The following is a 14348-nucleotide window of genomic DNA, read 5'->3' on the forward strand; positions in this document are numbered from 1 at the left end:
ATTAAAAATATGAAAGCATTAAACAAGGAGACAGCAGCAAAGACTCAACGTCCCGAAAGAATCATTCAATTTGGTGAGGGTAACTTTCTTCGTGCGTTTGTGGATTGGATTATCTACAACATGAACGAAAAAACTGATTTCAACAGCAGTGTGGTGGTGGTTCAACCTATTGAAAAAGGCATGGTTGACATGTTGAACGCACAAGATTGTCTGTATCATGTAAACTTGCAAGGTTTGGATAAGGGACAGGTGGTAAACAGCCTGACAAAAATTGATGTGATCAGCCGTGCTTTGAATCCTTATTCTCAGAATGATGAATTTATGAAATTGGCGGAACAGCCGGAAATGCGTTTTGTTATCTCTAATACGACAGAGGCCGGTATCGCTTTTGATCCTGCCTGCAAGCTGGATGATGCCCCTGCTTCATCTTATCCGGGCAAACTGACTCAGTTGTTGTATCACCGTTATAAAACGTTCAATGGCGATAAGAGCAAAGGTTTAATAATCTTCCCTTGCGAATTGATTTTCCTGAACGGTCATAAACTGAAAGAAACCATCTATCAATATATTGAATTGTGGAACCTGGGTGAAGACTTCAAGCAATGGTTTGAGGAAGCTTGTGGTGTCTACGCTACTTTGGTAGACCGTATTGTACCGGGATTCCCCCGCAAAGATATCGCTGCTATTAAAGAAAAATTGCAGTATGATGACAATCTGGTGGTACAGGCAGAAATCTTCCATTTGTGGGTAATTGAAGCTCCGCAGGAGATCGCCAAGGAATTCCCTGCCGACAAGGCCGGTTTGAATGTATTGTTTGTTCCGTCTGAAGCTCCTTATCACGAAAGAAAAGTTACTTTGTTGAACGGTCCTCACACAGTGCTGTCTCCGGTAGCCTATCTGTCTGGAATCAACATTGTGCGCGAGGCTTGCGAGCATGAAGTGGTAGGTAAATACATTCATAAAGTTATGTTCGATGAGTTGATGGAAACCCTGAACCTGCCGAAAGAAGAATTGAAGAAGTTTGCGGAAGATGTTTTGGAGCGTTTCAACAATCCGTTTGTTGATCACCAGGTGACTTCTATCATGCTGAATTCATTTCCTAAATATGAGACTCGCGACCTCCCGGGTTTGAAAGTTTATCTGGAACGTAAGGGTGAGTTGCCTAAAGGCTTGGTATTGGGACTGGCGGCTATCATCACTTATTATAAAGGTGGTGTTCGTGCTGACGGTGCTGAGATTGTTCCGAACGATGCTCCTGAAATCATGAATCTGCTGAAAGAACTTTGGGCTACAGGCTGCACTCAGAAAGTGGCGGAAGGCGTGTTGGCTGCAGAATCTATTTGGGGTGAGAACTTGAACAACATTCCGGGTTTGACCGCAGCTGTGAAAGCTGATCTTGACTCTATTCAAGAAAAGGGTATGCTGGAAACAGTAAAGGGTATTCTCTAGATTAATTGTTAGAAATAGTTTATAAATTCCTTGAGGGAGATTTGGGTTATTAAACTGAATCTCCCTATTTTTGTAACTATACAAAATAGATGTGGCCTATGGAGAAACAAGAATTCAGACCCAGCTATCCTTTATGGGTTTGGACGGTTATTGCTATTATGTTGGTGGCGTGTACATGCCTTTTTATAGCGCATGGAAGATATGCATCTTTGCTGGTCTTGACTCCTTCTCTGCTGATAATGGGGGTAAGGTTATTGTCTGTTTATACTATTACTCCTGATTCTTTTACCTTAGCTATAAGAGGGATGAAGCCTCAGCATGTTTTTCCTTTGCAAAACATCACAGAGATAGAAAAGGAGTACACAAAGTCTGGTAAACTCAAGTCGATTGTGATCCGTTACCGGAAAGAAGGAATGTACCACAATTTTTTAGTTATCAAGAAAGATGATGTAAATATTGAAGGTATTCTGAACGCTATTTTGAACTATTGTCCTTCCGTATCTGTTCGTTAAAGATGATCATTAGGGAAAAATAAGGAAATACTCTTCTTTTCAGTTCCGCCTGATGGGAAGAATGATATTCTTCGGCTGTCGATATATTTTCAAAATAATGATAACTGTATTGGGGGTGGGACTCCATGTAATCCTGTACTATATCCGCACATTGAGATAATTTCATGATAACCGGCACATGATGATGGCTAAGATACATGTCCAGTTCATCCGAAGTAATATTGCCCGGAATAATGACCAGTCTTTCTTTTTGGCTGATGAGATGTAGTTTTGCGGCAGCTTCCGCAGCGATGAATGAAGGAATACCGGGAAGTTGCTCTACGGGGATTCCATTTTCTTCGAGGAGATCCAGTACATAGTGAACGGAGGCGTAAATTCCCGCATCGCCTTCTACTGCTACCGCCAACCGTTTTCCTGCTTTTTGTTCCAGCCTCATTTTTTCGAAAAGTTGCCGATAGACTTTGATTGCTTTTGTCCTGTCTTTGCTCATCGGGAGTGAGAATAGGTGTATATCTCCTTTGATGTCTAGCTTATGTAACAGGGTGGCGGCACGTGACAAAATTTTATCTGGTTCCCGAACCGTTGATGGACAATATATTATGTCTGCTTGTTGTAAAGCATGCAATGATTTTAATGTAATCAGTTCGGCATCACCGGGTCCTAAAGAAACAAAATAGATCGGATGACTCATCTTTTGTGGGTATTTACAGTTTTTAAGCACGCAAAAGTGCTGAAAAATTCTGTATAAAGCAAGAGAATTGATTACCTTTGTTGGCTGAAAAACAGAAAAGAACATGAAAAAACTAATATTGGCTTCGGGGCTCTTGTTATTATTGACTGTTACAGCCTGCCAAAGTAAGCACAAACAGGGTTCCGGGAATTTGGAACATAAGACATTGACAGATTCTTCTATTGTGAAGATTATTCCGGAATATGCCCAAGGGTTTAAAATAACTTATACGGATCAGGCTTGTCTGCTTGACATTCAGGACCCTCAGAATAAAGAAAGTCAGTCTTTTCATTATGCTTTGGTGCCAAGAGGTGTGGAAGCGGAAAACATACCTGCGGATTATACAGTTATTGAAACTCCCATACGAAGCGTTATCTGCATGACTTCCCTGCAACTTTCCAATTTTATCAAGTTGGAAGAGCTGGATGCAGTGGTGGGTATCACCAGTACACGCCATTTGTTTAACAAGAAAATAAATGATCGTTTGAAAGAAGGAAGCATTCATAAGATAGGTATTGAAGGGAATTTCGATAATGAGGTGATTATGAGTGTAAACCCGGATTTGATTTTGATCTCTCCTTTTAAACGAGGGGGATACGATGCTTTGAAAGAGGTAGGCATTCCTTTGATGCCGCATTTGGGATATAAGGAAATGACTCCTTTGGGACAGGCTGAATGGATAAAGTTTGTGGGCTTGTTATTGGGAAAAGAAGATAAAGCTAATGAGCAGTTTGCCGCTATTAAGAAAAGATATAACGAGCTGAAGGAACTGACCGGCCGGGTGACAAAACGCCCGGTAGTATTCAGTGGGGAATTGCGGGGCGGCAATTGGTATGCTGTAGGAGGGAGGAGTTTTCTCGCACAATTGTTTAAAGATGCCGGTGCCGATTATTTTTTGAAAGACGATGAACGGTCTGGAGGGGTCACCCTCGATTTTGAAACAGTCTACAGCCAAGCGGCCGGTGCCGATTATTGGCGTATTGTGAATAGCTATCAAGGAAAATTTTCTTATAACACGTTGAAAGAAGAAGATGCCCGTTATGTTGATTTTAAAGCATACAAAGAGAAAGGGGTGATTTATTGTAACATGCGTGAAAAACCTTTTTATGAGAGTATGCCTACAGAACCGGAAGTTGTTTTGGCAGATTTGATTCAAATCTTTCATCCGCAGCTTTTGTCCGGCCACCAACCGGGATATTATGAATTGCTTAAATAGAAAAATAGTATATGAAACGACCTGTTGCATTTTATATGCTGTTAATTATGGCTTCTATTTTTTTGTTTTTCTTCCTGAATCTGGTATTAGGTTCTGTTTCCATACCGCTTCGTGCTGTGTGGAATATCCTTTGGGGAACAGGGAATGAGTCTGTTATCTGGCAAAATATTATTTGGAAATCACGGGTACCACAGGCGCTTACCGCATTGGTGGCGGGGGCGGGGCTCTCTGTCAGCGGTTTACAGATGCAGACTGTTTTTCGCAATCCTTTGGCCGGTCCGTCGGTACTGGGCATCAGTTCGGGAGCCAGTATGGGAGTTGCTTTTGTGGTGCTTCTTTCGGGTAGTTTGGGTGGCGTTGCTTTGAGCAAGCTAGGCTTTATGGGGGAAATAGCCCTTACCATAGCAGCTATTGCAGGTTCACTTTCCATTATGGCACTTATTGTTTTCGTTTCCCAAAAAGTAAGGGGCAATGTTACTTTGCTGATTATCGGTGTGATGATTGGTTATATAGCCAATGCGGTGATCGGTGTGCTGAAATTTTTCAGTGTGGAGGAGGATATTCGTGCATATGTCATTTGGGGGCTGGGAAGTTTTGCCCGTGTATCGGGAGATCAGATGACTTTATTTATATGTATCATGGTGGTATTGTTGCCACTTTCCTTCCTGCTTGTGAAAACATTGAATCTTTTGTTGCTGGGAGATGCATACGCACGGAATCTCGGATTGAATATAAAACGTGCCCGTCTGCTTGTCATTACTTGTTCGGGAGTATTGGTAGCTATTGTTACCGCATATTGCGGTCCGATTATTTTTCTGGGGCTGGCCGTTCCGCATCTTTGCAGGGGAATGTTCCGCACATCCGATCATCGTATTCTGATGCCTGCTTCTTTACTGGCAGGTGCGTCATTGGCATTGGTATGTAATTTGATTGCCCGTATGCCCGGTTTCGAAGGTGCATTGCCGGTAAATTCGGTGACGGCTTTGGTAGGCGCTCCGGTAGTGATGTCGGTTTTATTCAATAAACGTCGCAATGAAATGAATGAGTAATGATGAATCAAGAAACTATACATATTCGGAAACTGACTACCGGTTACCCCGGTAAGGGGGGGACCAAGATTGTAGCGAAGGACATTGATGCTACTATCCGCAGTGGGGAACTGACTTGTCTTTTGGGTGCGAATGGAGTAGGGAAATCTACTTTATTGCGTACTTTGTCTGCCTTTCAGCCGGCTGTAGGAGGAGAGATAGAAATAATGGGAAAGAAACTGACGGATTACACCGATAAACAGTTGGCGACAGTTATCGGAGTGGTATTGACCGAAAAATGCAGCCTGCGGAACATGACCGTAGAAGAACTGGTGGGTATGGGGCGCAGTCCTTATACCGGTTTCTGGGGAAATTTAAGCAAGGAGGACAAGAAAACAGTAAACGATGCCATTGCGTTGGTAAGGATTGAGGATTTGAAATACCGGATGGTACATACTTTGAGTGACGGTGAGCGTCAGAAAGTAATGATCGCAAAGGCGTTGGCACAGGAAACCCCGGTGATTTTTCTGGATGAGCCGACTGCTTTTCTTGATTTCCCCAGTAAAGTGGAGATTATGCAATTGCTTCATCATTTGTCACGTTCTACCAACAAGACGATTTTTCTTTCCACCCATGATTTAGAGTTAGCTTTGCAGATTGCTGATAAGATTTGGCTGATGGATAAAGCCAATGGAGTGACTATAGGAACTCCTGAAGATCTTTCCATAGACGGATGCCTGAGTAATTTTTTCTCTCGTAAGGGTATTGTTTTTGATATGGAAACCGGACTGTTCCGCATTGACAATGAGTTTGAAAAAGAAGTCCGTCTGGTGGGACATGGGAATAAGTATGCGATGGTACGGAAAGCTTTGCAGCGGAATGGTATTCTGGCAAGCCGGCGTGTTGAGTCCGATTTTTATATTGAAACGGGAGATATGACTACCAATGGATATATTATCCACCCGGTAGCCGGGAGGACGATAAAGGTAGATACCATAGAGGAATTGTTAGAACAAGTCACTGCTATATTAGCTTCCGTTTAGCAGCGTTTAAATAATCAGTTATTGTATCCTGAAAGGAATATTCCCTTCTTCATCAATCAAGAGGATTGTTAATTTTCCTTCGGGCAACAAGGGGACGCAATGTGCAAAACAATGTTCCAACAAACACGGAAAGAACTTTCCGCAGTCTTCTTCAGACAGCAATGTCCATAATTCACGGGCTAATGTCAACCTTTCTATCATGCTTTCAACATCCGGAGAGCATCCGGCTTCCATTGCCACTTGTTTTAGGAATTCTTTATTCATCACTACTTTCTTACTATGTGTGTCCAGATTTCCTTCGGCCAGTTTCACCGCTTTGCCTATCATAATGCCTAAAGTAACCAATGGAACCTTAAGCTTGGCAGCTATCTTGAGTGTCTCCCCGATAAAATTTCCATAATGTACAAAAGCCTGAGCAGGTAACCCCGGATACTCCTTCTTCACAAAACGTTCGCTTTTTGCTCCCGAATTAATGATGAGTCTGGATGAGCCCACAGCCACACAAACCTCCACTTCCCTGCGGATAGCCTCGACAAAAGCTTCTGAAGAAAAAGGACGGACAATGCCCGAAGTTCCAATTATGGAAATGCCATCCACAATTCCTAGTTTAGGATTGAAAGTACGTTGTGCCAACTCTTTTCCTCCGGGAACGGAAATGGTAATATCCAGCCCTTTATCATAAAGCGCCGATAATTCTTTCATTATCATTTGTCGGGGGATGCGATTGATGGCGGGTTCCCCGATTTCCAATCCCAGCCCCGGAAGGGTGACTCGTCCCACTCCTTCACCTTGCAGGAAACGGATGTCCGGGTGATTGCTAAAACTTACCGTTACCACAATGGATGCGCCGTGAGTGACATCCGGATCATCTCCCGCATCTTTAACAACGGTGCAGGTGGCACTGTTCTTTTCTATTTCTGTATGGGATACCGGTAAGGTCATTTCCTCGTCATCGGGAAGGCGGAAGGATATCATTTTCTGTTCTTCCCCTAAAATCAGAGCCGTCAATGCTGCTTTTGCAGCTGCAGTAGCGCAGGCCCCTGTGGTATAGCCGCTTCTCAACGGGTAAAAAGCAGGGATGTTCTTTTCTATCTGTTTTCTCAATCCATATTCACCGGTAACGATCATGAAATGCCGGGGAAGGGGAGGGCGTTTTATAGCAAAGACCGGGATTTTTGCAGCCTGTGCCGCTTTCACTTTCTCCGAAAATCCTCCGGATTCTCCGCTTTCCTTGGTCAGAATGGCTTGTGGATGTAGTGTCTCTAATAAAAGAGCTTCGGATTCTCCGGCATGATAGAATACCAGATTTCCTTTCGGGAAGCCTTGTTCTTGGGCTAATGTGATGGAAGTTTCCCGTTCCAGTACGCGGAACCAACAGGTATGTTTCTCCCAATAAGGGCGTAACTTCCCGATGGTCTGTACTCCGGTCAGTGCCAGCAGATGATCGGTTCCTGCTTTCTCTAACTGGTAAATGGCATCTGTATAGTCTTCACACCAGATGATGTTTTCGGTGCGTGGAGGATACTTCCTTTCAAAACGTATGACAGGAAGATGTAGTGTCCGGCTTGTTTCATCCACAGTCCGGTGGAGTTGGGAGGCAAACGGGTGGGCAGCATCCACCAATAAACGGATGTCGTTTTGGCGGCAGAAACTTTCCATTTTCTCCGTGTTCATTCCTCCGGTGATACGGATGCCGTGCTTGCATTGTATCTCCTGCCATTCTCCTTTGGTAGAGTAGAAGTAGGGCTTTCCGGCTTCATCGGCAACTTTCACGGCGGTGCGTCCTTCGGTGGTTCCTCCTAAAATCAGTATCATAGGCTGGATGTGAATGATTCTTTTTTTACTTTCTGAACAAGTGTTTGAACTCGTGCGCATAGAGCCGGGACAGACCTTTCCGGTTGTCTATTGCTTCGCCTACTACCAATAAGGTAGTCTGCGTCAGGTTATTGTCACGTACTATCTTAGCCAAATCCTTCAACTCTCCGCGATAAATCTTTTCTTCTTTCCAAGTCAGCTTATAACAGGCGGCAACCGGAGTTTCGGGAGGGTATGCCTGCATCAGCTCTTCCTGTACCTGTTCCACAATGCCCGCACTTAAATAAATGCACATTGTACTTTGCGATTGCGCCAATTTATGTAATTGTTCTTTTTTGGGCATCGGAGTACGGCCTTCCCCACGGGTGAGGATTATACTTTGTACTTTTTCAGGGATGGTAAACTGTGACCTCAATGCTGCCGCAGCCGCTTGGAACGAGGAGATCCCCGGAGTGATATGATAACTCATCTTGTAGCGGTCGAAGAAAGCCATTTGTTCCTGGATGGCTCCATAAATGCAAGGGTCTCCCGTGTGCAAGCGTACAATAAACAATCCTTTATCATAAAACTTTTTCATCAAGGCGAACTGTTCCTCCAAATCCATACTGGCGGAACTGCGTACAGTCGCTCCTTCTTTAGCATAAAAGGTCAATTCGCGGGGAACAAGACTTCCGGCATACAGAACAAGGTCCGCTTTCTCCAACATTCGTTTTCCGCGTACCGAAATCAGTTCGGGATCACCGGGACCTGCACCCACGATCTCTATATGTCCGCCACGCATGGCTGTCGCACTGATGGCTATGGCAAAAGTGAAGTGATTTCCTTCTGTCAGCATGCCCTTTTGTTTTTCCAATACAAGTGTTCCTTCACCGCTGCTTTTCAAGGCTGTGCTTTCGGCCACTCCATAGACGCCTGTCACTTCGAATGCCTTTTCAGACGGATGGGGGACTGTGATATCTTTCAGTTCTTCCGCAGGATAAATATGGGTTTCCGTATCGGCCCATCGCCGGTGGAGGATTTCCAGCAGAGGCTCGTCTTTTTTCAGTTCGATGGTATTGAGGGAGGCGAGAGAGAACGGACACAAACCTTGTCTGTGCATCACGGCTTCTATGTATTCCGCAATGCCCGAAGGATCGCATTGTTTCCGGCAACCTATTCCCAAGTGGAGGACAGCGGGATGGAAGCAGAGCATGGGAATCTCCGCACTATATATATAAGGTGTAACAGCAATAATCAACTTGAATTCCGATTGGGGTATGTCTTCGAAATGATAGAACACTTTTACGTGTGCGGGAAGTGTGCGTTCCAGATACTCCGTACCTTTATCCTTTATATCGAGCAGCAGCACCGTTGGTTCCCGGTTGACAAAAAGTGTGACCAGTCTGTTCATTTCTGCATGAGGAACAGTTATTTTCCAGTCATATTTTTCAGCTAGCGTATCCAGTGCCCATAACCCGGCATTGTCACTTTGGGTGGTAATCACAGCTTCTCCTCCTGTAATGGCGGCAATATGGCGGGTCAGTTCATTGGCTCCCCCCACATGCCCGGAAAGTACTGAAATGACAAAGCGCCCTGTACTGTCCACACAGACCACTGCCGGATCTTTATATTTGTTTTTTATGCATCCTGCAATGCTGCGTACACAGATTCCCATGGCACCAATAAAGATGATGCTGTCGAAGTCATTGAAATGCTCCTCTATGAACCGATGGCAGGATGTGATGGAAATACAGCCTTCGCATTCGTTTTTGGTATAAATAAGGGTATCCGGCAACTCTCTTTGTAGTGTTTTTGCCAACGGCAGGCTGGCTTCTGATATCAGTATGATTGCTTTCATTTGTTATCTGTTTTAAATCATTTATTCCGCTCTCATTATCTCTATCGGATTAAAGGTATCCACAGCAATACGGGTACACTGTGTTACCTTCTTGTTGATTTGTGTTATACCTTTTGTGAACAGGGCCTTGCTCTCTTCCGAAACCGAATTGAATACAATGACTCCGTCAGGCAACAGCACTTCTTTGATTTTTTGTAGAATCTCTATCATTTTTCCTCCATGACCACCTATAAATACGGCATCGGGGGCGGGAAGCCCGCCGAGTTCCGTTTCCAGAAAATCACCCATGACGGTTGTAATGCCGGGCGTGCCGAATTTACGACTGTTGCGTTCCATTAACTCTTTACCTTCCGTACGCTGTTCGAATGCTGTCACTTTCAGCTCCGGAAATTGGAGTTTGGCTTCTATGGAAACGGAACCGGTGCAGAAACCGATGTCCCAGAATGATTTCTTTTCCCTTAATGTCAGCATACTGAGAGTAAGCAAGCGGACAGGCATTTTGGTAATCATTTTGTTGCGTCCGTTCAACAAATGAAATTCACTTTCGGGAATTCCGAACGGACGGGGATGCACCTTGTTTCTTTGCAGTATCAGGCAATTGGGAAAGCGGAAAGCAGATTGGGAGGCTTCCTCTAAAGAGAATGTACGTACAGATTCTTCCTCGCCATTGCCTAATGCTTCCCCCACGGTCATGCGGTAGTTGTCATATCCATACTCCAGCATCCGGGCGGCAATGGTGGCAGGTGTCTTTTCCCGGTCGGTCAACACGCCTATCAGTTTATCTCCTCTGATTAAAGCAGAGTCGAATGCATCCCAAGGACGTCCGGTCAGCGACAAGGTCTGCATCTCCTGATAGGGGAGCAATATACGGTGTGCCAGCATTTGCAGCGAGTTGAAGGTGGGGAATAAGATAATCTTTGCCGACGGGAGTTTTCTCATGACGGTATTGGCGAAGCCGAAAAACAACGGGTCGCCTGAAGCGAAAACAATTATTTCGGGATGTTCCTCGTAACGGGAGAATACCGCATCCAGCGGGACGGTGATGTCTATCCATACGGCATCTTCCGGCAAATAAGCGTGTACCAATTCATGATGACGTTTTCCTCCCGAGAAGACTTTCCCTTGAGAAACCAAGTTCCGGATTTCAGGAGAAAGAAATTGATTCCGGTCATCGCTTATACCTATTATATAGAATGTTTGCATGGACTTATACATCTCTTCCCGGTTTCAGTTGTTCCGCATCATCAAAAGTAAGGATGGCATTTACCAGAGTCGCTGCCAGATTGCTTCCCCCTTTGCGTCCTTCTACTATCAGTTTGGGGATGTGGCTGAAAGGTTTCACCATGTGTTTGCTTTCGCAAACGTGCACAAAGCCCACCGGAGCAGCGATGATACCGCATGGATGCGCTTTTTCTTTCCGTATCAGGTCACACAGTTCCATCAATGCTGTAGGGGCATTACCGAATACATATAAAGCTTCCGGATGTTCCTCTGCTGCCATACGTATACCGGCCTGTGTACGGGTGATTCCTTTTTCTTTTGCCAATGCTGCCGCGCGTTCGTCACCCAGATAGCATTTCACCCCGATGCCCATCCGTTCCAAAGCACCTTTACGGATGCCCGCGGCAGCCATCGTCACATCCGTAATAATTGTACGTACTTTTCCTTCATTCAATATTTTATACAGACATTCTACGGCAAGAGGATCTACATGCAATATGTTTTCCATCTCGAAATCGGCTGTGGTATGGATGGCATGCAGTAACGCCCATTTGTGATCCGAAGGAATATTTTTATTTTTCAATTCTTTCTCAATAGTACGGAAACTGTTTATCATAATTTCCTGACCGATTCCTGTCGCATCGGTGGTCTTTTCCCGGTAATAACCACGCGGAGTGATTAATTTCCATTCCCGATAATAAGACTGGGAGTTGCCAATCAATACCACTGTAAACATATCCACCTGTTCGGGATCGAATTCTTGCAAAGTGGTGATTGTCACAGTTTCTTCCTTACGTCCGGCCTGACGCACAAAGCCTACCGGGGTTTCGGCTTCACGCTCTTTCAGAAAAATTTCTTTTAATCTGTAGAGTTGCCAATACCGCCCTTCGCTTTTGGGATTATAGACTGCCGTTACGAAATCTGCCGTTGCGGCTGCATGGATGCGTTTTTCAATCCGGTCCCATGGCGTCATGAGGTCGGAGAGAGAAATCACACAGAAATCGTGACCGATGGGTGCTCCTAACAGGGAAGCCGCTTTCTGAAAAGCACTGATACCCGGCAATACTTCTATTTCTACCCGGCTGCCACGCTCGCGTTTCATTTCGTAAACCAGCGGAGCCATGCCATAAATTCCGGCATCTCCCGAGCTGATAACGCATACAGTCTTTCCTTGTTCCGCCAGCTCGAAAGCCTGTTCGGCACGTGCTTTTTCACGTTTCATTCCGGTGTCTATACATTCGGTGCCCGGTTCCAGGTAGGGCTTGATAAACTGGAAATAGTATTTATAGCCGATTACTACATCGCTGTTTTTTACTGCTTGTATTACAGCGGGAGTCATATCTTCAGGTGAGCCGGGACCAATGCCGGCTACGATTAATTGGGCCTTTTTCATTTTTTATTATATAATTATTCCTCTCCGGAAATCTAATTTAAAAGTTTCCTTCAGTGCTTTCAGTCAATATAATCCTCTGAATGACAATACGCTGTCCTGACAGTAGTTCCTTCATCTTGCTTTCAGGCTTTTACATAGACGGACTGAAAGTGATAGCTGGCATGAGGAGCCAAACTTAACCGTACAAAGTTACTTATTTGAACGGGAGAAACAAGTCTTTTCTTGCTATAATTATAGAAATCTTTTTTTATCAGGCTTAATAATGAATAAGGCATCATTCAGAATGTGCCGTAATCGGGAAGCCGGCAAAGCAGAGGATATTGCCGGTGAAAATTTAAACAGGAACTAAAAATAATAGAGATTTGCTGATAGATAAGTTTGAAGAAAAAATGTTGGCGGAATCATTGGGGGGCACTATGGGGATGGTTAAGCCTTTTTATTCCTGCACTTAACCCTTTTTAAACCTCTGATTTCTATCTCCATAGCCTTTGGAGTTAACTCCAAAGCTTATGGAGATAACTCCAAAGGCTATGGATTTAACTCCGCAAGCTTGGGAGATAGAAATCATACGTTCAAAAAGGCTTAGTCACAAAGATGTGAGAGCTTAGGAATCGGTTTGCCGGAGTTTGTCCTGTATGGAAAAAACTGCCTCCGCTGTTTGTATCATATCGGATTCCGTTATTTTAAGGCCTTGCCATCCGAGAAAGCATTACCCACTTTTTCTCCTACTTTCAGATAATCATTATTGAACGGGTCGAAGATGACGGGAATAACTTTGGAGGCATCCACTTTTCCATTCTTATCCAGTGCACGTTCATCTACACTTACATTGACTATTTCGCCGCGCAGGATACAGGTTTCGGGATTGTAATCCTTCAGCTTGCATTCCACAGCTACGGATAATTCATCAATCAGCGGGGCATCCACAAACTCCGACCGGGTGGCATGGAATCCCGCACGGGCGAATTTGTCCGGAACCTTGTTGCCCGAAACAATGCCTACATAATCGCAAGCGATGATTTGCCCGGCTTCTGCCATGCTCACTGTGAATGCTTTGCGTTTCAGAATGTTGGCCGTTGTCTTGTGACCTTCACTGATACAAATACTGATTTCATTCATTTCACTGATACCGCCCCAAGCCGCATTCATGGCATTGGGAATACCGTTTTCATCGTATGCGGCGATGATAAATACCGGTTGCGGATAGGTAAAAGGTTTTGCTCCTAAATTCTTTCTCATACTATTTATTTTTTAGTCCATTGTTTAATCTCTTCTTTGGTAGCACCGTTCATCAGCCTGCCTTTCTGCCAGTTCAGGTTGGGATAGGCTTTCTTTAATTCTTGTTCGGCGTTAGAAATGCGGCTTCCACCCGAGGTAGCGAATGGAATGAGGATCTTGCCTGTGAAATCACCTTTTTCTATAAAACTGTTGATGATTCTTGGAGCCAGGTTCCACCAAATGGGGAAACCGATATAGATGGTATCATAGGTTGCCAAGTTTTTGGGCTGGGAACGCAATGCGGGACGTGACAGGGCGTCTGCCATTTCCACACTGCTGCGCGAGGATTTGTCGTGCCAGTCCAGGTCGGCGGAGGTATATTTCTTTGCAGGTTGTATTTCGTAGAGGGCTCCGCCTGTCACCTCCGCTACCTGTTTGGCAGCTTTCTCTGTTGTACCTGTTGCCGAGAAGTAAGCTACTAATGTTCTGTTGCTCTGTTTCTGTGCGTTTACGGTAATACACAGTATCATGATTACCGTCATAAATAATCCGAGTCTTTTCATACGATTGATGTTATTTGGTTCAAATATACGTTTTAATATTTTATGATGTTGCAAATTTAGGTATATTTGCTTGGGTTCTTTGTAGATAAATTACGGGTATCCTAACCTTAATTACAGATTCTGCCATATAATATGGAGGGGTAGTCCGGCAGGAACATTCCGGCTCTTCTTTTTATTCCCGGATGGGATAAGATTCAGTAACTAAGGTAAAATAATCCGTAATTGGGGTTATAACCTTGTCCGGATAACCTCCTATTTTTGTAACCGTATTATTCAAATAACTGAAAAAGCTATATTTTAGCAGGCATTAAACAAGTTAGAAT

Annotated in this window: 12 protein-coding genes; 5 read left to right on the forward strand and 7 right to left on the reverse strand. The window is 44.4% G+C overall.

Translation table 11 applies throughout. The features are described 5' to 3' along the window. The first annotated feature begins 9 nt into the window (after positions 1 to 9). Together GKD17_RS10625 and GKD17_RS10630 are read left to right on the forward strand one after the other, a co-directional pair. The gene (locus GKD17_RS10625; RefSeq protein WP_007835760.1) at positions 10 to 1449 is read left to right on the forward strand and encodes a tagaturonate reductase; all 1440 of its coding nucleotides are present in this window, start codon (positions 10 to 12) and stop codon (positions 1447 to 1449) included. A 98-nt stretch (positions 1450 to 1547) separates the two neighbouring features. After that, entirely contained in the window at positions 1548 to 1961 is a 414-nt protein-coding gene (locus GKD17_RS10630) for a hypothetical protein (protein ID WP_007844200.1), read from the forward strand. Here the strand turns inward: GKD17_RS10630 and GKD17_RS10635 are convergent. Then, positions 1924 to 2652: a precorrin-2 C(20)-methyltransferase gene (locus tag GKD17_RS10635; protein WP_007844208.1), complete on the reverse strand. Its 729-nt coding sequence runs from the start codon at positions 2650 to 2652 to the stop codon at positions 1924 to 1926. The genes GKD17_RS10630 and GKD17_RS10635 overlap by 38 nt on opposite strands. A 103-nt stretch (positions 2653 to 2755) precedes the next feature. On the opposite strand from GKD17_RS10635, the gene GKD17_RS10640 reads away from it, so the two are divergent. From GKD17_RS10640 to GKD17_RS10650, 3 genes are read left to right on the forward strand one after another with little or no spacing between them, the layout of a single operon-like run. Further along, on the forward strand, positions 2756 to 3907 hold the full coding sequence (locus GKD17_RS10640; RefSeq protein ID WP_007835758.1) for an ABC transporter substrate-binding protein: 1152 nt from the start codon (positions 2756 to 2758) through the stop codon (positions 3905 to 3907). A gap of 11 nt (positions 3908 to 3918) precedes the next feature. Beyond that, positions 3919 to 4956: an iron ABC transporter permease gene (locus GKD17_RS10645; RefSeq protein ID WP_005853279.1), complete on the forward strand. Its 1038-nt coding sequence runs from the start codon at positions 3919 to 3921 to the stop codon at positions 4954 to 4956. Between the two features lie 2 nt (positions 4957 to 4958). After that, complete coding sequence (locus tag GKD17_RS10650; protein WP_032936339.1) at positions 4959 to 5978, forward strand: ABC transporter ATP-binding protein; 1020 nt, start codon at positions 4959 to 4961, stop codon at positions 5976 to 5978. An 18-nt stretch (positions 5979 to 5996) separates the two neighbouring features. Here GKD17_RS10650 and cbiD read toward each other — a convergent pair whose 3' ends face one another. The 6 genes from cbiD to GKD17_RS10680 form a co-directional block, all read right to left on the reverse strand. Beyond that, on the reverse strand, positions 5997 to 7793 hold the full coding sequence (gene cbiD, locus GKD17_RS10655) for a cobalt-precorrin-5B (C(1))-methyltransferase CbiD (RefSeq protein WP_007835739.1): 1797 nt from the start codon (positions 7791 to 7793) through the stop codon (positions 5997 to 5999). A gap of 25 nt (positions 7794 to 7818) precedes the next feature. Then, the gene (cobM, locus tag GKD17_RS10660) at positions 7819 to 9630 is read right to left on the reverse strand and encodes a precorrin-4 C(11)-methyltransferase (RefSeq protein ID WP_007835737.1); all 1812 of its coding nucleotides are present in this window, start codon (positions 9628 to 9630) and stop codon (positions 7819 to 7821) included. Positions 9631 to 9651: 21 nt separating this feature from the next. Then, complete coding sequence (locus GKD17_RS10665; RefSeq protein WP_007844222.1) at positions 9652 to 10833, reverse strand: bifunctional cobalt-precorrin-7 (C(5))-methyltransferase/cobalt-precorrin-6B (C(15))-methyltransferase; 1182 nt, start codon at positions 10831 to 10833, stop codon at positions 9652 to 9654. A 4-nt stretch (positions 10834 to 10837) separates the two neighbouring features. Then, entirely contained in the window at positions 10838 to 12244 is a 1407-nt protein-coding gene (cobJ, locus tag GKD17_RS10670) for a precorrin-3B C(17)-methyltransferase (RefSeq protein WP_007835733.1), read from the reverse strand. 678 nt (positions 12245 to 12922) lie between these two features. Further along, positions 12923 to 13483 carry a flavin reductase family protein gene (locus tag GKD17_RS10675; RefSeq protein WP_007835729.1) on the reverse strand — a complete coding sequence of 187 codons (561 nt, stop codon included), beginning with the start codon at positions 13481 to 13483 and terminating at the stop codon, positions 12923 to 12925. Positions 13484 to 13488: 5 nt separating this feature from the next. Then, the gene (locus GKD17_RS10680) at positions 13489 to 14025 is read right to left on the reverse strand and encodes a flavodoxin (protein WP_007835722.1); all 537 of its coding nucleotides are present in this window, start codon (positions 14023 to 14025) and stop codon (positions 13489 to 13491) included. Positions 14026 to 14348 lie beyond the last annotated feature (323 nt).

Source organism: Phocaeicola dorei, assembly GCF_013009555.1.
In the GTDB taxonomy this organism is placed as follows: Bacteria; Bacteroidota; Bacteroidia; order Bacteroidales; family Bacteroidaceae; genus Phocaeicola; species Phocaeicola dorei.